Annotated in this window: 16 protein-coding genes; 10 read left to right on the top strand and 6 right to left on the bottom strand. The window is 52.7% G+C overall.

Features of this window, described 5'->3' with window-relative positions:
- Nucleotides 1-61 precede the first annotated feature (61 nt).
- The gene (locus tag PYCH_RS06780) at nucleotides 62-652 is read left to right on the top strand and encodes a hypothetical protein (protein WP_013906107.1); all 591 of its coding nucleotides are present in this window, start codon (nucleotides 62-64) and stop codon (nucleotides 650-652) included.
- Here the strand turns inward: PYCH_RS06780 and PYCH_RS06775 are convergent.
- Complete coding sequence (locus tag PYCH_RS06775) at nucleotides 636-911, bottom strand: acylphosphatase (RefSeq protein ID WP_048058258.1); 276 nt, start codon at nucleotides 909-911, stop codon at nucleotides 636-638. The genes PYCH_RS06780 and PYCH_RS06775 overlap by 17 nt on opposite strands.
- Before the next feature lie 140 nt (nucleotides 912-1,051).
- Between PYCH_RS06775 and PYCH_RS06770 the strand changes: the two genes are divergently transcribed.
- Nucleotides 1,052-2,206, top strand: a complete 1,155-nt coding sequence (locus tag PYCH_RS06770) for an ABC transporter permease (protein ID WP_013906105.1) — start codon at nucleotides 1,052-1,054, stop codon at nucleotides 2,204-2,206.
- A 5-nt stretch (nucleotides 2,207-2,211) separates the two neighbouring features.
- Nucleotides 2,212-3,141 carry an ABC transporter ATP-binding protein gene (locus PYCH_RS06765; protein ID WP_013906104.1) on the top strand — a complete coding sequence of 310 codons (930 nt, stop codon included), beginning with the start codon at nucleotides 2,212-2,214 and terminating at the stop codon, nucleotides 3,139-3,141.
- Here the strand turns inward: PYCH_RS06765 and PYCH_RS06760 are convergent.
- Nucleotides 3,134-3,769 carry a metallophosphoesterase gene (locus tag PYCH_RS06760; protein WP_048058257.1) on the bottom strand — a complete coding sequence of 212 codons (636 nt, stop codon included), beginning with the start codon at nucleotides 3,767-3,769 and terminating at the stop codon, nucleotides 3,134-3,136. The two genes, PYCH_RS06765 and PYCH_RS06760, sit on opposite strands and share 8 nt — an antisense overlap.
- Before the next feature lie 87 nt (nucleotides 3,770-3,856).
- Here PYCH_RS06760 and PYCH_RS06755 point away from each other — a divergent pair, with 87 nt between their 5' ends.
- The 4 genes from PYCH_RS06755 (at nucleotide 3,857) to PYCH_RS06740 (ending at nucleotide 7,161) form a co-directional block, all read left to right on the top strand.
- A complete protein-coding gene (locus PYCH_RS06755; RefSeq protein ID WP_013906102.1) occupies nucleotides 3,857-4,177 on the top strand; it encodes a hypothetical protein in 321 nt (106 codons plus the stop codon).
- An 89-nt stretch (nucleotides 4,178-4,266) separates the two neighbouring features.
- A complete protein-coding gene (locus PYCH_RS06750) occupies nucleotides 4,267-5,721 on the top strand; it encodes an NAD(P)/FAD-dependent oxidoreductase (protein WP_013906101.1) in 1,455 nt (484 codons plus the stop codon).
- 40 nt (nucleotides 5,722-5,761) lie between these two features.
- Nucleotides 5,762-6,670: a tRNA-5-methyluridine(54) 2-sulfurtransferase gene (gene ttuA / locus PYCH_RS06745; RefSeq protein ID WP_013906100.1), complete on the top strand. Its 909-nt coding sequence runs from the start codon at nucleotides 5,762-5,764 to the stop codon at nucleotides 6,668-6,670.
- A complete protein-coding gene (locus PYCH_RS06740; protein WP_013906099.1) occupies nucleotides 6,667-7,161 on the top strand; it encodes a hypothetical protein in 495 nt (164 codons plus the stop codon). The genes ttuA and PYCH_RS06740 overlap by 4 nt, the downstream gene beginning before the upstream one ends.
- On the opposite strand, the gene PYCH_RS06735 is transcribed toward PYCH_RS06740, so the two are convergent.
- A complete protein-coding gene (locus tag PYCH_RS06735) occupies nucleotides 7,154-8,545 on the bottom strand; it encodes a glycosyltransferase family 2 protein (RefSeq protein ID WP_013906098.1) in 1,392 nt (463 codons plus the stop codon). The genes PYCH_RS06740 and PYCH_RS06735 overlap by 8 nt on opposite strands.
- 2 nt (nucleotides 8,546-8,547) lie before the next feature.
- On the opposite strand from PYCH_RS06735, the gene PYCH_RS06730 reads away from it, so the two are divergent.
- Together PYCH_RS06730 and PYCH_RS06725 are read left to right on the top strand one after the other, a co-directional pair.
- The gene (locus tag PYCH_RS06730) at nucleotides 8,548-8,988 is read left to right on the top strand and encodes a hypothetical protein (protein ID WP_013906097.1); all 441 of its coding nucleotides are present in this window, start codon (nucleotides 8,548-8,550) and stop codon (nucleotides 8,986-8,988) included.
- Nucleotides 8,985-11,249, top strand: coding sequence for a 6-pyruvoyl-tetrahydropterin synthase-related protein (locus tag PYCH_RS06725; protein WP_013906096.1), 2,265 nt, complete (start codon nucleotides 8,985-8,987; stop codon nucleotides 11,247-11,249). Before PYCH_RS06730 ends, PYCH_RS06725 begins: the two co-directional genes overlap by 4 nt.
- Before the next feature lie 89 nt (nucleotides 11,250-11,338).
- Here the strand turns inward: PYCH_RS06725 and PYCH_RS06720 are convergent, their stop codons facing one another.
- Complete coding sequence (locus PYCH_RS06720; protein WP_013906095.1) at nucleotides 11,339-13,285, bottom strand: alpha-amylase/4-alpha-glucanotransferase domain-containing protein; 1,947 nt, start codon at nucleotides 13,283-13,285, stop codon at nucleotides 11,339-11,341.
- 96 nt (nucleotides 13,286-13,381) lie between these two features.
- On the opposite strand from PYCH_RS06720, the gene PYCH_RS06715 reads away from it, so the two are divergent.
- Nucleotides 13,382-13,858, top strand: coding sequence for a hypothetical protein (locus PYCH_RS06715; RefSeq protein WP_013906094.1), 477 nt, complete (start codon nucleotides 13,382-13,384; stop codon nucleotides 13,856-13,858).
- Here the strand turns inward: PYCH_RS06715 and alaS are convergent.
- Both alaS and PYCH_RS06705 read right to left on the bottom strand, forming a co-directional pair.
- Nucleotides 13,855-16,593 (bottom strand): alanine--tRNA ligase, encoded by a 2,739-nt coding sequence (gene alaS / locus PYCH_RS06710; RefSeq protein ID WP_013906093.1) that lies wholly within the window; start codon nucleotides 16,591-16,593, stop codon nucleotides 13,855-13,857. The two genes, PYCH_RS06715 and alaS, sit on opposite strands and share 4 nt — an antisense overlap.
- A 50-nt stretch (nucleotides 16,594-16,643) precedes the next feature.
- Nucleotides 16,644-16,919, bottom strand: coding sequence for a hypothetical protein (locus tag PYCH_RS06705; RefSeq protein ID WP_013906092.1), 276 nt, complete (start codon nucleotides 16,917-16,919; stop codon nucleotides 16,644-16,646).
- Nucleotides 16,920-17,690: the final 771 nt, after the last annotated feature.

Below are 17,690 nucleotides of genomic sequence, written 5' to 3'. Positions count from 1 at the left end.
CCTAATGCCGGAAAGATTTAAATATTCATCTCTACCCAATATTGAGTAAGAGGTGGCAGAAATGATACACATATTGGAAGCCTACTTTAAGAATTTCCCGGCCAGGAGGAAGGTTGTGGAGTTCTTATGGGAGGCAGGCCTATCCGTAAAGAATGGAAAAGTTTATGTGAGAGACGTTGAGGTCCCAATAAGTGGAATAGCTAAAGCAACGGGTGTGAACAGGAAGATAGTTTATCATACCATAGAGTACATCGAGTCGAAGCCTGCTCTCAAGATACTCTTCGAGAACATAAGCCCAACCTCGACTCTTATCTCAGTCGCCCCCCTAATGGGTTGGGAGGTTCTTGAGCTGACTATTCAGAAGGGCTCCTATGAGAGGGCCATAGCAAAGCTATTCTCCCTTCTCGCGGAGCACGGCATAAGGGTCGTTGAGATATCCGGCAGGAATCCCTACGAGAGTGATAGCAAAGTTTATGTCGTTATAGATGGAATCCTTCCTTTCGACATCTTTACGGCTCTTAGGGCAGAGACCACCCTCGAGAAGATAGTCATCCACACACCGGAGAAAAATAGGGAGAAGATGATATGTCCCAAGTGTGAGGTCAAATACTGCCCCAGAAAGCTACCTCTCGCAGTCACCCAACAACCTTGAACCCCTTCTCCCCCTTGGGTTCCTCCCATTCTATCTCCACCCGCGTGACCCTGGCGAGGGGTGGCCCTTGGTGGGCCCAGCCTATGAGGGCCTCGACTCTCTCTTCCTCTCCTTCTAGTACCGCCTCGACGCTGCCGTCCGGCAGGTTTCTGACCCATCCGTTGACGCCAAGCTTCTTCGCCTCTCTCTGCATGCTCCATCTGAATCCGACGCCCTGGACTCTCCCGTAAATCCTTAGATGAGCCCTTACTATTCCCATGGCCTTCCCCACTCTTTCTTTATCTCGCTGGAATTTAATCCTTTCCTCATTCAGTTGTGAGGTTAATTCATATTCCAAGACACAGAAAAATTTTTATACTACTATATCTCATTTTGCCCGTATCGACTGGAGGTGATAGCATGCTCTGGAGCTTCAGGCTCGAGCTCAAGCAGAGTCTAAGAACAAAGAAGTTCTGGATAATAGTCCTTATCATGATGGTTCTGTATTTGCCGGTGCTCTATGGAATAAAGGCTTCTGGAGAGTTCTTTGGTAAAGGTTACACGGAGGAGTACTTGGTAAGCAGTCTTATTAATGCTGTTAAGGGCATGGTAGGCTTTTTTGTTTCTATACTCGCACTACTCCTTGGTGCAACTGCAATAAACTCCGAAGTCGAGAAGGGGACAATAAGAATTGCCATAAGCAAGCCCATAACTCGGGCCGGCTACATTCTCGGCAAGATTTTAGCTAACACGGTGATCTTGGCACTTGCAATATTGCTCTCATCCCTCGTAGCGGTTTTTGGGATAAAGTACCTTGGCATTGACTTAACGACATCCCTCCTTAGAGACACAATTTTAATGAACCTGGTGCTCCTCCTTGCAATGATCCAGCTACTTGCTCTAGGTTACCTGCTTTCGACTATGATAAAGTCCTCCTCCGGGGCTATGGGGGCGGCTCTTGTCTTGTTCTTTTTACTGGCTCTCATCTCACCGGCCCTCGTTGAATATAAGGCTTATATAGATGCAGAGAAGGTCGTGGAGAAGAAGCTTGGGCCTATTGAGGTGCCCCAGCTTAACGGTAACATAACGGAAGAGGAGTGGACAGCCTACGAAGAGAAGATGAAGTTACTTGAAGCCGAACGTCAGAGACTCTCGAGGGAGTACAAGACGGAGTTCCTTTTCTTCAACCCTAATGCCCAGCTCAACATAATTTTTGGCAACCTTTCAAAGCTTGAACACGTTGTGGTTAGGAACGTCACGTATTATAAGGCTACTGAGCTCGGCACCCCAGACTACTCGAGCGGCCCCGTGAAGGTAGAAGTTAACGTCACAAAGGGGGAAGGGTACTGCAGCGGCGGTTCTACGTCCGCTGGGAGAGAGTTCACCGAACAAACCTTCACGGGTTCTGAGTATTACGTGGCCGTGATAAAAGAGGAATGCACAATCACATACTCTTATCAGGGTGTTGCATACTCAGTCTCGAGGAACATTCTCAATTTGGGAATACTTGCGGCGATGACCTTTGTGTATCTCGGCCTAGCAGTCTTCAGGTTTGGGAAGATTGACCTGAGGTGATATCAATGGCGATCCTAAAGATTGAGGGGTTAGTCAAGAGGTATGGGAGCGTTAAAGCTCTAGACGGCCTGAACTTAGAGCTCAGGGAAGGCAAGATCTACGGATTCCTTGGACCCAATGGAGCTGGGAAGACCACAACGATATTAAGCGTTCTGGGCCTGATACGTCCACAAGAAGGCATGATTGAACTGTTTAGTACCGAGGTTTTTAGCAGAGGTAAGTTCAGGGAGAGGTCTCTTATTGAAGCCAAGAAGAGAATTGGTTACATGCCCGAGCATGCGACTCTTTGGGAATTCCTAACACCGTTCCAGACTCTTGAGTTGATTGGCGAGGCCTTTGGGCTCCCAAAGGCCGAGAGGGAGAAAAGGATTGAAGAACTCTTGAAGCTTGTGGACCTCTGGAATGTGAGGAACAAAAAGGTCGGCAAGTTCTCAAAGGGCATGAGGCAGAGGCTTCTTCTTGCTCAAGCCTTGATAAACGATCCAGACCTTCTGATCCTTGATGAGCCAATGACAGGCCTTGATCCGGCGGGAATCGCCGAGTTCAAGGAGATAATAAGGGAGCAGAGGAAAGCCGGCAAGACGGTGTTCTTTTCCTCGCACATACTGGCCCACGTGGAGGAGATTTGCGACACGGTCGGCGTCATAGTAAAGGGCAGGCTGATTCGGGAAGATGCCCTTAACAACATAAAGAGGGAGTTCCTGAGGGAGGCCGGATACATCATAATGTTAGAAACGAACAAGCCCGTCAGCTTCGAGAGCGTCGAATGGAAGGTTGAAGAGGTCGGACCGAACAGGTACAGGATTATTGCACCCGAAGACGTCAGGGAGGCAGTTCATGACCTTGTGGTATCACAGGGTGCCAAGATTCTGATGATGCAGGTAAGGGAGCCTAGCCTGGAGGAGATATTCCTTAAGATGGTGAGGCCTACCTAAGCCTCCTGAGTTCCACTTTCCTGTTCTCTATGAGAGCGTAATAACCCCGGAAGAGGGGGCCGGGATTTACTGCCACGGTTTCCCCGATGACGTCCACTCCTCTTCCCTCGTGGATGTGGCCACAGACTACGAGGGGTGGCCTTCTTTCTTCTATGAACTTCCTGAGGGCTTGACTTCCAACGTGAAGGCCTGAGACCGTTCTGTCGAGGGAGGTGCCGTGAGGAGGTGCGTGCGTTAAGATGATGTCCCCTGCCCTGTAGTTCTTCTCCAAGCCCCTCTTTATTTCCTCTTCCGTAAACTCCCAGACCGTCGAGAAGGGCGTTATGTTTGAGCCGCCAAACCCTACAACTCCTTTTCCATTGATCTCAATCCTTCTATTGTGGACGCTTATTCCCAGCTCTTCAAGGGCTTCGGAAACGTCCCTCCCATCGCAGTTACCCATCACGGCGAGAACAGGCCTTCCAAGGTCTAAGAGCGGCTCCAGGATTTTCTTGGCCTCCACACCGTTCCCGAAGTGTGTTACGTCACCTGCGATTAGGATCATCTCGAAGTCAAGGCCACTCAACTCGTCGGCAAGCTTCTTGACCATGCTGGCGTTACCGTGGATGTCCGTGACGGCGACAATCATGACCCCCACCCGGAACTCCTCTGTTGTCGGTGTTTTAGAGGATTTTGTTTAAAAAGTGAAAGTTCTTTCATAAATATTGGTGGGAACATGGACTGGCGCAGCGAGCTCAAGGTAAATGGCTTCCTCCAGTTCGGTGACTTCATCATAGAGTTGGTCTACGTGGATTGCCCCTGCGATACCATTCCTCCCATCCTCGCCGTTTACGACGCCAAGACGGGGGAGTGGTACAGGGTTGATGAGACACCACCTACCATAAACAACTACACGGAGGCTTGGACATGGGCCGTGGATGTTCTGGAGAGGTTCATTGAAGGTGAACAGCCCAAGCTGGTGGGTCTTGATGGCCCCGCCCCGGAGGACGTCATCGAGAGGTTCTTGAAGGCCCTGCGGAACTTACCAAAAGGATGATCGTTTTCGCAAATTAATGGCGAACTTTTTAACTGAAATCTGCCAAAAACTTTATAAACCGCGATGAACTTCACTTTGGCAAGGGAAATATGGTTCTGGACGATAAGTTTGATGTCGTGATAATAGGAGCTGGTCCCGCCGGTCTCTTCGCGGCCTATGAGCTCGTCGAGAGGAGCAACTTGAAGGTTCTCATAATTGATGAAGGCGGTGATGTCGAGCAGAGGATCTGCCCAATGTACGAGCTCGGCTACTGCGTCGGCTGTAAGCCCTGCCACATAATGAGCGGTGTCGGTGGTGCTGGCGGCTTAAGCGACGGGACGATAAACCTCCGCCCCGACATCGGCGGTGACCTGACGGAGCTGACGAATGACGAGAATTATTCTTGGCAGCTCGTCTGGGAGGTTGACCAGATACTCCTCAAGCACGGGGCCCCAAGGAAGCTCTATAAGGGTAATCCCGACCAGATACGCTACTGGGAGCGCAGGGCCGCTCAAGCAGGCGTGAAGTTCATCCCTATAATCCAGAGGCACATAGGGAGCGACCACACCCCAGAGGTTATAAAGAGCATCAAGGAGCACTTGGAGTCCAAGGGCGTCAAGTTCTTCCTCTGGACGAGGGCCCTGGAGTTCAACAGGGGATGGGTGAAGGTTAGAAGGGGAAAGGATATCTTCACGATAGAAACCCGCTACATAATCGTGGCCCCGGGTAGGGGAGGTGCGGACTGGTTCCATGACGTCGCCAGGAAGATAGGCCTTAGGGCGAGACATGGGCCGATAGATGTGGGTGTGAGGGTGGAGGTTCCGGCCATAGTCATGGAGCCAATAACCAGCATAAACCACGATCCAAAGTTCCACATATACACGGACACCTACGACGACTTCGTGAGGACTTTCTGTACGAATCCCAACGGCTTTGTAGTGGAGGAGAGGTACGAGAACTACGTCGGCGTAAACGGGCACTCCATGAGGGATAAAAAGAGCAACAACACAAACTTTGCCTTCCTGAGCAGAATAGAGCTCACAGAGCCCGTTGAGGATACGACGGCCTACGGGAGGAGCATAGCACAGCTGGCCACCACCATAGGTGGGGGAAGGCCCATAATACAGAGGCTCGGTGACCTGAGGCGCGGCAGAAGGAGCACGTGGAGCAGGATAAGGAAGAGTGATGTTGAGCCGACACTTAAGCACGTCACCCCCGGCGATATAGCCATGGCTCTTCCACACAGGGTCGTGACGAACATAATCGAGGGTCTTGAAAAGCTTGACAAAGTAATTCCCGGAGTAGCTAGCGACCACACTCTCCTCTATGCCCCCGAGATAAAGTACTACGCCATGAAGGTGGAGGTAAACGAGCTCCTTGAAACGAGCATAGAGAACGTCTTCGCGGCCGGTGACGGTGCAGGTTTAAGCAGGGACATAGTAAATGCCGCCGCGACGGGCATAATGGCCGCTAGGGGCATACTCGTTAAGGAGGGTCTCTACACTCTCAAGGAGTTCAAGAGACCCGGCAACTGGAAGGAGAAGATTGAGGCCCTGGAGGGCTAACCTTAAAAACGGCCCTTCTCACCTTTTTTCAGGTGGGACCGTGAGATGTAAGCTCTGTGGGAGGCCCGCCTACATTAAGCTTCACTATCCTCGGATGTACCTCTGCGAGGAGCACTTCGTCGAGTATTTCGAGAGGAAGGTCCAGAGGACGATAGAGAAATACAAACTTCTCCGCAAGGGGGAGAAAATTCTCGTTGCGGTCAGCGGCGGAAAGGACTCGGCCGTAACTGCCTATGTCCTCAATAAGCTTGGCTATGATATGGAGTGCCTTCACATAAATCTCGGCATAGGCGAGTACTCGGAGAAGAGCGAGGCCTACGCGAGGAAGCAGTGTGCCATTATTGGTGCCCCGCTTCACATCGTCCGCGTCAAGGAGCTTCTCGGCTATGGCATCGGTGAGGTTAAAACGAGAAGGCCCCCCTGCTCCTACTGCGGCCTGACGAAGCGCTACATAATGAACAAGTTTGCCTATGACAACGGCTTCGATGCGATAGCGACGGGTCACAACCTCGACGATGAGGCATCGTTCCTTCTCAACAACATCCTCCACTGGAACACCGAATACCTCGCCAAAGGAGGCCCCCTGTTGCCGGGGGAGGGTAAGTTCGTCAAGAAAGTTAAGCCCCTCTACGAGCTCACAGAGAGGGAAGTCGTGGCTTACGCGCTTGCTGTCGGCCTTGAATATATAGTGGAAGAGTGTCCTCATGCAAGGGGTGCCACGACACTTGACATGAAGGCGATGCTCAACGAGATGGAAGAGAAGAGACCGGGCACGAAGATGAACTTCGTGAAGGGCTATCTCAGGAAGAGGCACCTCTTCGAGCTCAGGGAGAAGGTGGAGCTCAAAGAGTGCAAGGTCTGTGGCATGCCTGCCCAGGGAGAAGTGTGCTCCTTCTGCCGCTTCTGGGGGCTTGAGAAGCCTCTCGACTTCAGGGTGAGGCGGGGATGAGGATATATTCGAACGTCCCCGGGGAGAGACGCTCTCTCCTCATGATCGTCCGCGCATATATGCTGTACCTCTACGTGGCCACCCTATTGGCGGCCCTTTTCACAGTCCTGAATCTCTATTGGGCGAGACCTAAGCAGACTCTCTCGTACCTCTTGGGGACCTTCTTCTTCCTAACGTCCTCTATAATGTACAGGGATTTTCTGTCTTCCCTGAAGAGGACGAGATTCCCGGTCTACTGGAGGCTCTTCAGGATGTATTCACCACCTCTGGGTGCCTATGCCCTTGGACACGTTCTCATAGGCTTGGTGCTCTTAGTTGCCGACATGCTGAAGGGAGGGTATTTCTTCCTCGGTCTGTTGATAATCACTAAGGGGCTTTTCGAGCACCTCCTCTCCCGGGAGATGGTGTCACTCTCCCTAATCTCTCTCCTATACGACGAAGTATCTTCCGGTCGTATCGACATGCTCGTGCTCAAGAATCCCTTCAGGTGAACCTCTTCGTCTTTTCCCAGTGAAACTTTCCCGCTATGAGCCTTAGGAGGGCTCTTGTCGTATAGATAACCGCCATGAATACGAAGAGCGAGAAGTATAGTGGATATGCTGCGATGAAGCTCCACTCAATTTGAAGGCCTGTTCTCTTTCCTTCAATCCAGTTTGAGTACGCTATAGAGGCCCAGAACACCAGGAAGGCCACAATGGACATGGCTATCGATATCTTCGGAGGTATTAGGCCGAAGCTCCTTGCACCGGTTAAGAGTAGGTAGCCGTTAAGTAGCAGGGAGAGTAGCCAGAACACGGGCACGAGGTAACTCAGGAGGTAGAAGTGCTCTACGAAGGCTTCCACGGGCGTCGTGCATCCTCTCAGGACGTTCCAGTAGTAATCAATCATGACTTGGAGGTGCCCCTGGGCCCACCTGCTCCTTTGCTTTATGTAGTGCCTTAAGTCCTCGACAGCCTCCTCCCATCCCACAATCCCGTGGTAGTACCAGAACCGGTAGCCTGAAATAAGGGCTCTCGCCCAGAGCTCTGTGTCTTCCGTTATGGCATCCTCCCCAAACTTGCCGACCCTTATTAGGTCCTTAAATCTTATCAGTGCCACCGTTCCTCCATACTTCCCGTTCTCGTTGAGCTTCATATCCCCCTCTATGGCAACGTTGAAGCCCGCGAGCCTCTCGAGGGTTATAAACTTTGTAATGAAGTTCTTCCGCCAGTTCCTAGGTCTCACGTTCCCCTGAATCCCGATGACGTAGTTGGGAGCCTTCTCCATTATCCTCACGAGCTTTCTAATCGCATCGGGAGGAAGGATGTAGTCAGCGTCGAGGATGAACACAAACTCCGGCTTTTCATGCTCCTTTTCTATCAGCTCGAGGGCATAGTTAAGGGCCCTGGGCTTCTTGCGCCCCCTATCGGGTGGGACATCTATCACGACCACCCTCTTCGGGTTCTGGCGCTTTATAGCCTCCATGATCTTCCTCGTTCCGTCCGTTGAGTTGTCGTTTATTAGAAAAAGCTTCAAGTTTAGGTAGTCCTGATTTAAGACGCTCCTGGCGGTCTTCCCTATAACATTCTCCTCATTATGGGCAGGCACGAGGACGTAGACGAGAGGGTCGAGGGGGCTAGGTTCATCATCTGAGACCTCGGACGGATAAGAACGCCTCGTAGCGAGCATCAGCAGAATGTAGAAGATGGTCCCCGAGAATACCATGAAGAACAGAAACAATAGTACCCCCTCGAGCACGTAGGCCGCAGGCAAGAGCTCCGCTAATGCGATGAGTCCTATGAGGTATAGATATACCACCGACTGGAACCTCAGGGAAACCCTCATGACTACCGCAACCGTTTTAGTCTGGAGGATTTTTAAATTCTCGGGGGGCATGGATGGCGGTGGTTAAAATACTGGATACGGGATATCCAATTAAGTTCTTGAACGAGTTTCTTAAGGGTATTAAGCTGGGCGAGGTCGAGGGAAGCGAGAGGTACGTGGCCGATGCACGGTTGGACGGGGGGAGGATGAGGGTAATCCACGAGTTCTCCACGGGCGAGATAATGATATGGGTTGACGAAAGAGCCTTTCCAGAACTCCTTGAGCTCCTACTTTCACATCCTAGCTTCCTCAGGAGGGCGAAGGTTGTTGGATTCTCCGAGGCCCTTGAGGTCGAGGGAGAGGGTCCTTGGCTGAAGAAGGGAGGGTTTGCGGTAAGGTTCGTGAAGGCGGGAGATGAGCTCTGGCTTGCTGGGAGTTATGATGGAACTTACTTTGCCGCCACGTTAGCGGGTCTTAAGGAGCTCCTCAGGCTAATCAAGGGGGCGGAATTGTGAAGAAGGCCTATTTCGTCCTGCTTCTCCTGCTGTCGATTTTCATCTACCTCCCCCTTATCACAGCCCCATCACCACCTGCTCTTCCAGTTGATGGGAACGGCCATCTCTTTAAGATTCACAAGCTCATGGAAGATGGATGGAAGCCCTGGATAGAGGATTGGTATGCTGGTTTTCCCTTCTTCCGTTTTTATCCGCCAGCCTCCTATCTCCTCGGAGCTTTCTTCGGGAAAATTCTTAGGAGTGATATCCTCGGCTATAGCTTTACACTCGTGCTCACATCATTTATCGGGGCCTGGTCTATGTTCTTCCTTCTAAGGAGGCTTGGGCTCGGGTTGGGAGCGTACGTTGGTCCCGTCATTTACCTTCTATTCCCATCTAAGTTGTTCGTGGTATACGTGGAAGCCAACTTCCCAAGGGCAAACGCGATAAATCTCGCTCCCCTCTTTGTTCTTGCCGTTTTGCTCCTCTCCGAGAGGCACATACGAACGGTCGTTTTCTCGTCCCTGGCAATCTCGGCCATTCTGCTCACCCACCACTCTATCTTAATCCCGCTGCTCGTTCTGACGCTCGCCCTATATGGGGAGAGGCTGGTGAAGATGGGAACCATCGAGAACGCCTTCAAACTCACCGCGCTCACGATGCTCTTAGTGGCCTTCTGGTACGTCCCCTTTTTCTTCGAGAGGGCCTGGGTGGACTTTTGGGATATATATGGGACGCACCTCTTCAAAGCTTATAGCGTTCCTCCATCGGACCTCTTAAGACCTGAGTTTCTCTTGGGACTGGCCGTGTTCTCTCTTTCAATTCTCGTCTTGAAGAGGAGAGGACTTAGGGAGCTCATCCTGGCGGCTATCTTCATATACCTCTCCTTTGGATATTACTCTCCCACCCCGTGGCTTCACTCACTGCTCCTGCTCCGTATAATCCCTCCCTACAGGTGGCTTGACCTCCTAGCTTACATTGTGGCCGTCGCTGGAGCGAAGGCCGTCGATGTTACCTCCAAAAAGGTCTTGTTGGTGGCCCCCCTAACGGTCACTCTGGTGATTTCTTTGCTCTTCCTGCCTACCATTCCTAGGCTTCCTGACGACTATCTTGCCCTCGCGGAATGGCTGGGAGAGCAGCCGGGGGTTGACTGGAGGTTCATTGTCGATGCACCTTGCGAATTCTCATGGCCCAGTTATCTCCCGGCTCTCACCGGTAAGACGGTCTTCAACGGCTGGTATCATGAAGGAAATCCTGCGAGGGAAGGAGAAGAGAAGCTTTGGTACTTCCTCTCTATAGGTGACCCAACTTTGACCTATTATCTTCGCGCTTACGCTGTGAGGTTTGTTATCGAAGGGGACTGCGGCTTGGTTTCCGAAGACTTTCTGAGGTCCCTCGAGTACGTACCAGTCGTGGAGTTCGGCCGTTACAGGGTCTATGAGGCGAACGTCAGCTTCGTTCAGCCCGTCCGCGTCCTCCTCATCGGGCGGTACTGGGAGTTGCCCTTCGACTACGCCTACCTACCGAAGCTCCCCAACGAACTCTCCGGCGTTGATGCTATAATATACGCAGGGATGCCGACCGAGGAAGAAGTTAAACGACTCGAGGAGTTCGCAAGGGAAGGGGGTACCGTAATATGGGCTCCAGAGGCTGATGGTGAGGCCTTCGGTGCTGAGGTCGAGGTTGGACCGGTGGGGAACTTGAGCTCCTCCGTTTACGATGTCTCTCTCTTTGCCCCCTTCCAGTATGCCGATGGCCCTTGGTTTGGTCCTCTCTTCGAGAACGTTACCCCTCTCGTAAGGGCGGGCAACCTAACTCTGATAGGCTTCAGAGACTACGGAAGGGGTCGGGTTTACTTCCTTGGGGGCAATCTCATATTCCACTCCCTTTACTGGAATTCCTCTTATGAACTCTCCATTATCGAGGGATTGCTCTCCATCCGGCAGATATCCCTAAACTATTCAATCCTCTTCAGGAGCGACGGACGCTTTTACCTCTTAGTTGACGTTAACGAAACGTCCATGGTCAGAATCTCTGAGGCCTATTACCCTCACTGGCACATCTCATCTGGCGATAAACCGTTAAAGGTCATGCGAGATGACCGGACGGGCTTAATGCTCGTGACGCTTGAATCCGGCTGCCATAGAGTCAGCGGGGAGTTTAGAGATCCCTTTGAGAAGCTTAGACTGTACTCCGGCCTGGCGTGGCTGTTCCTCTCCCTCTATGCGTTCCCCGAGACTAAGAAGAGGCGTGTGAGGGTTCGCTTTACTCCGGGCCGATGAGGGGAAACTTTCGGGCCCTGAGCGGTGATGAAGGCCTCCCTAGCCGAGGCCCCTCCTTTCCAGCCAGCTAAAATAAGAAAGTTTTGAAATCAGAGCTCCCTGAACCTCAGCCTGAACCTCAACTCGCCGTCAAGGGGGAACAGGAAAGTGTAGCTGACACCCTGCTGGATAAAGTCCCACCCGCTCTCACTTTGCGATAGTGTCTTTATGGGATATTTCCAGACCCTCGCCCTTTTGTCGAGCTCGATGACGGCCTTCCCGATGGCATAGGTGTCGTCTATTTCTACCCTATCGGCCTCGAATTCTTCTGGCTTCTCCATGACACTGTGCACGGCCAAGTTCAGCTCCACGCCGAAGAGGACTTTGGCATCGCTCTTCACCCTATAATCGACAACGAAGCCGTCCTCGGTGAGGCGGAAAGACTTCTCCACCCTTCTCCCGGGGTACCCGTCCCTCCAGAGTGTTACACCGTTCTCGAAGGGCTCGTAATTGTAGGGGCCCGTCAAGAAGTCGCCGAGCTCCTCGTAGCGGGCGAGTCTGTAGTCGTCGAGGGTTGTCTCAGGAGAGAGGAAGTGGTCTTGGAGGAGCGCCCTGAGATGGTTGTCGTAGGCTAACTCTCTCCTAATTTCCTCGGGAATCTTCTTGCCGAGTTCATGGATGCTTGCCACTCCCTCGCCTTCCTCCTCGGGTGTCGCCGCTTCGGAGACCTCGTGGTAGTGCTCCCATCTCCTGGCGAGGACATCGCAGTAGTTCACTGCCTTCCTTTTGGAGCTCAGCTCGAAGAGGGCCCCACCGTAGGCCGGCTTGAATACCGCTATGAAATTCTCGTTCTCGAGGTAAACCTCCTCGCGGCCGTCATAGTCTATGTCCTTGACGAAGCTTCCGATGGGGACGTGGGCCCTAATAATGTTCTCCCAGATGGCCCTCCTCAGATGGGGCAGGTATATGCCGCCGAAGACGCCGTGCCAGTAGGCGTCGTTGCATTGGGCCCTGAGAATGAAGCGCCTAGCCTCTGGCTTATCCCTTGCGAGCTTACTGATCATCAGCATCCGCTTGTGCATGTAGTTGCCCTCTGGATACTTGAAGAAGAAGTTCTTCCAGATGCCGCCACGAACGAAGACGCGGTAGCGCTCGAACTCGCCCCTTTCCTTGAGTCTGTTCACGAACTCGACGAAGAGCTTTGCCTGCCTCGCCGGAAGGGACCACTCGCTCATCTCGAAGTAGGAGGCTATTGGCAGGTATACCAATCCTTTGGGCCTGAAGCGCTCCAGATACTCAGAGTAAAGCATCAAGTTGATCCGCTCGTCGCTGGATACCCTCTCGAAGAACTCCCTGAGCCATCCCTTCTCGTGCACCCACTCATAGGTGCCGGGCCAGACGCCGAACTTCTCCCCGTCGTCGTGGAAGACCGCAACTTTGCTCTCGTCATCATCTATGAGGGAGTGGAGGTATTCAATGGTTTTCTCAACTGGCCTGAATGGAATTAGGTAGCGGAGCTTCTCATCTATGGGGAAAACAGTTATGACCTCACCACCATCTTCCGTGTAGTAGGGCCAGAAGAGCTCCTCCTTGCTCAGACCGGCACTCATGAAGTGGTAGTCGTCCACGATCACGTACTCTATCCCGGCCTCGCGGAGGGTCTTGACGAGCTCGGGCTGCCAGACCCTCTCGGTTAACCAGACGCCCCTTGCATCATACCCGAGCTTCTTGGCCCACTCCTTCATAAGCCTTATCTGCTCTATGCGGTCCTCCTTGGGGATTGCCGCGAGCACGGGCTCGTAAAAGCCGGCGACTACGAGTTCGACCTGGCCTCTCTTGATGAGTGTGCGGAGCAGGTCAAAGTATTCCGGCCTGTTCTCTTCAATCCACTCCACGAGGGGTCCGCTTATGTGGATAGCCGCCTTCATGTTCGGGTACTCCTCGAGGGCCTCGAGAAAAGGTCTGTAAGCCCTTTCGTAGGCGCTCTCGAAGACCCATCCGAAGTTCCCAAGGGGCTGGTGATTGTGTATGCCAAATATGAAGTTTATCTTCTCCATCTTCCCCACCTTATCACTTCCAGTGATTCATGAAATATAAGGTTTGTGCCACTAAACTATTTAACCTCAGTAGACGAGATGATGTGGGTGGTGTGAGTGGATAAGCGTCTGCTTGGACTCCTTATCGTACTGGTGGCTCTCCTTGCCTATGCCATGAAAACAGCCAAGTTGCCCCCGGCGACCGTGGAATACGAGGAAGTCTACTACGATAACAACAGGAGCATCACTTATATCGTCGTAAATCCACAGACCGGCGAGGGAGATGGGTTGTTCGGTCTGAAGATAAATCCCCTCGTGGACAGCTTTGAGCTGAGGATAAAGTTCCCAGAGGGCACGAAATACGTCGTGGGCTACGGGAATGAAAGCTTTAGAGGAGTTGACAGCTTCAGCATAAAGGTTGAGAAAGGAAAGGTTCCGGAATGGGTTTACGTTCAGTTCACGCTCTCTCCTGAGCTCACAAAGAAGGTCGTTAGGGGTGAAGTCAACGCCACGATAGAGATTAGGATGAGCAAGCTTCCCCTCTGGAGATGGGAGGACACCATATACATTGAGAAGCAAAAAGAGGGAAGCTAAAGGGCATTCTTCACGTCTTCTATTACCTCCTTTATCTTGGAGACGTCCTTGACCCTTCCCTGAGCTAAATCGGTCTTGCCGCCACCTCCTCCTCCGGCTACGGTCGTTATCCTCTTGGCGATATCCCCCGCCTTTACCTCCACACCATCGCCGACGGCTACGACGAAGTTACCACTTCCATTGTAGAGCACCACCACCCTGCCAGGCTTCTTGAGCCTCAGGGCCGCGTCCCTGAGGGTTGCGGGGTCAAGCTCCACCTTATGGAATATCAGCTCGACGTTCCCGATTCTCTGTCCAGCTGTCTCAAGGTTACGGATCTGGGCCTCGGCCAGCTCCTTCTTAAGCCTCTCGACGTCCTTCTTGGCTTCTTTCCACTCGTTGAAGAACCTCTTCGCGGTCTCTGGGAGCTTGTCTGGAGGGACGCGGAAGACTTCGCTTGTCTTTCTCAGGAGCTCCCTCTCTTTCTGCCACTCCCTGACGGCGGCCTCTCCACAGGCAAAGATTATCCTTTCAACGCCGTCCTGTATGCGCTCCGTCCTGAGTATCTTAATTGGCCCGATTAGGCCCGTGCTCGGGAGATGAGTTCCACCACAGGCCTGGACGTCCCAGTCCTCTATCTTAAGGACGCGGATAACTCTGCCAGGCACGACTCCGCCCTGGTAGAGCCTAAAGCCGTACTTCTGCTCTGCCTCGGTTCTTGGAAGCCACTCCCACTTTACCGGCCTGTTCTCCATGACTATGCTGTTGGCGAGCCTCTCGATTTCTCTGAGCTCCTCCTCGGTTATGCGTTTGTAGTGAGAAATGTCCAAGCGGGCCCAGTCGGTGTGGAGCTGGCTTCCAGCTTGCCAGACGTGCTTTCCGAGAACCCTTACGAGGGCGCCCATGAGGACGTGGGTTCCGGTGTGGTGGCGCATGTGCTGTATTCTCCTGTCCCAGTCGAGCTTTCCGTGGACGGTCATCCCCTCCTTAAACTTCTCAGGCTCCTCGACCTTGTGGAGGATTACTTTCCCGACCTTCTGGACGTTGGTGACCTTAACTTCCTCCCCGTCCACCACCAGAACGCCCGTGTCGTAGGGCTGGCCGCCGCCCTCCGGATAGAAGGCGGTCTGGTCGAGAACGAGCCAGTTGTCGATGACCCTAAGAACTTTTGCCTTGAACTCCTTCATGAACGGGTCCTCGTAGTAAAGCGTCCTCGTCTCCGGCAGGTCCTTGACGAGCTCGAAGTCGACCACGTGCTTGGCGGCCTCTTTCTTCTCGCCCTTCTCGGCCTCCTTTGCCACGAGGGAGTAGAAGTTGTCTGGGATGTGAACATCAACGCCTTCCTTCTCGGCTATCTCTTTGACGATCTCCGGTGTTAGACCATGGCTCTCGTAGAAGGTTATGAGCTTCTCCAGCGGTATTTCTTTCTTCCCCTTCTTCTTTAGTTTTGTTATCTCCCTTTTCACGAGCTCGCTTCCCCTCTTCAGTGTCTCAGCATAGCGCTTCTCCTCCAGCTCAATAATCTCCAGTATTATGTCTTCCATTTCCTTGAACTCGGGGAACGTCTTGTGCAGGGCTTTTATGTGCATGGCGACGATTTCGGCGAGTGGTGCCTCAAGCCCAAGCTCCCTTAGGTGTCTCATGCTCTTCCTTATCAACAGACGAGCTAAGTAGCCGGCCTTAACGTTGGAGGGAATGACACCGTCGGCGAGCATAAAGGTTAAAGCCTTCGTGTGGTCCGCTATGGCATAGATGAGCTCGTAGGGCCTTATCGCCTTCTCAAGCTCCTCGACGCTTATGCCGACACGCTTGGCCACCTGCTCGCGGAGGACCTTCAGATCGCCCATGTCCTCGATGTCGAACATTCCGGCAAGGCGAGAGTTCTCCATTAAAATGCGCTCATCTATCTTCTCAACACCGGCCTCCCTCTTGAGCGGCTCGATGACGTAGTCGAGGACGGCGTCGTAAGCGGTGGGCGTCCCCTGGCTCATCCAGACCAAGCGTTCAAGGCCGTAGCCGGTGTCGACGACTTTCGTCTCCATAGGGACATACTTCTCGCCCTTGATGATGACAACCTGGCTTGGGTCTGCATTTTCTAGGGCCTTCTTATACTGCATGAAGACGAGGGTAGCAACCTCAAGGCCGCGGTAGAGAACCTCGAATGCCGGCCCGGCGTTTCCTCCACCGGCCCACGGGTTCTCCTTGAAGGTAATGTCCTCCGGCTTCATCTTGAGTTCTTTGGTGAAGAACTCAAAGGCTAGCTCAACGGTCTCGTCCATCCAGTAAATCGGCTTTCCAGGGTAGTTGAAAGCATGATGGGCCATCATCTCGAAGATCGTGAAGTGCCTGCCAGTTATTCCGACGTTGTCGATGTCGGTGAACCTTATAGAGGGCTGGCTTATGGTGAGTGGATTGGCAGGTGGATCGGCTTCGCCGCTGATAACCCAAGGCTGGAAGTCCATGATTGAAGCGCCAACGAGGAGGACATCATCGCGCCAGCGCGGAAGAACCGGGTAGCGCTTCACCCTGCCGTGCCCGTGCTTCTCGAAGAAACCTAAAAAGGTCTCGCGCATCTCGTCAAGGGTGTACTTCTTTGGGATGCCCGGTTTGCCAATGAATTCATATTCATCGCACGGCGGGTCGCCGCAGGTCTCCCTGTCGGGGTCGAGTGTCCAGAAGGGTTTCCCGCAGACCTTGCAGGTCTTCCTTATCCAGCCCTCCTCCTCGAACATCCTAGTCTTCATGATGAACTCCATGGCACTCTCCCTCCAAGAAGTTGGGGAGAACTCTTGGTAATAAAGGTTTCCTATCTTCCCTCAGTTTCCTCCTCGCATTCCTCATCAATTATCACAAATGGTATCTTAGCATTCTTTAGAAACTCGATGAGCCTTTCGTACTGCCGCTGGAGCCTCTCCAGCTTGTGTCTGAGGTTGGCGTTCTCTATGGCTAGGCTCGTGGCCTCGTTTGTCTTCATCCTGAGCTGAGTCTTCAGCCTGACGATTTCCTCCTCCAGCTCCACTATGGAGCGCTCCAATCTTTCGATTTCTTCGATATACTCCCGACAAAGCATCCTCTTAATCATGGAGGTCAGCCCCGCAAGTTCTCCTCACAACTCGGGGGGCTCCAGACTCATCATCCTCCCATGTTTTCGACACTTAGGTATTTTAATCCCTACGCTTTTATAGGCCGGAACTTCTTCTCCAGCTATTGATTTGCCGTCTCAACACCATCGGGGAGAGCGAGGGAACCGGGCGTTACGTGCCGGTGAAAGCCTCGCCCTTTAGGGAGGGGATGCAGTATTCTTGAGTCGAGCATTCTAACCACCGAAACCTTTTTAAGTCTTGCCAGCGTAATAAGGCCTCGAAGAGGCCACCGTAAGATAACCCGATGAGATGAGGGGTTTCACGTTACCCTCCAGCGTTGGAGGGTTGGCGTTGTTAAGCGTCCTTTCAAAAGACTGCCTCTTGGCAGTCAAAAACTCTGAGGGGTGGCCTCTAAACGATAACCCTAATCCGGGTTTGCCGGTAGGGGTAACGGGCCGAAGACCCGGCTTGCGGGCTGAACCGAAACTGGTAACGGGAGTAGGTGATGGGCCCGCGAACCGAACCGCCTCTGGCGAGGGGTTAATTCGTTGGAACCCTCGCCCTTCAGGGCGGGGAGGAGGTCAGTTGTGTGTAGAGGAGATGGTGGATAATTGGGAGGTCCATGGGATAAATCGTGTTCTGGCCGTTCACCTTGGACAGCTGGAAGTGGGTTTATCGGCAGCACCATTACCTTAAAAAATTAATTTGTCCTAGGGATTTAACTACTTTGGCTGGGGGCAATGTCCATGATTAGGGCTCTCAAGGAGATA

This window comes from Pyrococcus yayanosii CH1 (assembly GCF_000215995.1).
In the GTDB taxonomy this organism is placed as follows: Archaea; Methanobacteriota_B; Thermococci; order Thermococcales; family Thermococcaceae; genus Pyrococcus; species Pyrococcus yayanosii.
The sequence above is the reverse complement of the archived record's forward strand: the minus strand, read 5'-3'. Positions and strand labels throughout refer to the sequence as shown.

Excerpts from the sequence above, each read along its gene's own strand:
- PYCH_RS06780 (WP_013906107.1), top strand. The coding sequence starts at position 62 with ATGATACACATATTGGAAGCCTACTTTAAGAATTTCCCGGCCAGGAGG.
- PYCH_RS06775 (WP_048058258.1), bottom strand. The coding sequence starts at position 911 with ATGGGAATAGTAAGGGCTCATCTAAGGATTTACGGGAGAGTCCAGGGC.
- PYCH_RS06770 (WP_013906105.1), top strand. The coding sequence starts at position 1,052 with ATGCTCTGGAGCTTCAGGCTCGAGCTCAAGCAGAGTCTAAGAACAAAG.
- PYCH_RS06765 (WP_013906104.1), top strand. The coding sequence starts at position 2,212 with ATGGCGATCCTAAAGATTGAGGGGTTAGTCAAGAGGTATGGGAGCGTT.
- PYCH_RS06760 (WP_048058257.1), bottom strand. The coding sequence starts at position 3,769 with ATGATTGTCGCCGTCACGGACATCCACGGTAACGCCAGCATGGTCAAG.
- PYCH_RS06755 (WP_013906102.1), top strand. The coding sequence starts at position 3,857 with ATGGACTGGCGCAGCGAGCTCAAGGTAAATGGCTTCCTCCAGTTCGGT.
- PYCH_RS06750 (WP_013906101.1), top strand. The coding sequence starts at position 4,267 with ATGGTTCTGGACGATAAGTTTGATGTCGTGATAATAGGAGCTGGTCCC.
- PYCH_RS06740 (WP_013906099.1), top strand. The coding sequence starts at position 6,667 with ATGAGGATATATTCGAACGTCCCCGGGGAGAGACGCTCTCTCCTCATG.
- PYCH_RS06735 (WP_013906098.1), bottom strand. The coding sequence starts at position 8,545 with ATGCCCCCCGAGAATTTAAAAATCCTCCAGACTAAAACGGTTGCGGTA.
- PYCH_RS06730 (WP_013906097.1), top strand. The coding sequence starts at position 8,548 with ATGGCGGTGGTTAAAATACTGGATACGGGATATCCAATTAAGTTCTTG.
- PYCH_RS06720 (WP_013906095.1), bottom strand. The coding sequence starts at position 13,285 with ATGGAGAAGATAAACTTCATATTTGGCATACACAATCACCAGCCCCTT.
- alaS (WP_013906093.1), bottom strand. The coding sequence starts at position 16,593 with ATGGAGTTCATCATGAAGACTAGGATGTTCGAGGAGGAGGGCTGGATA.
- PYCH_RS06705 (WP_013906092.1), bottom strand. The coding sequence starts at position 16,919 with ATGATTAAGAGGATGCTTTGTCGGGAGTATATCGAAGAAATCGAAAGA.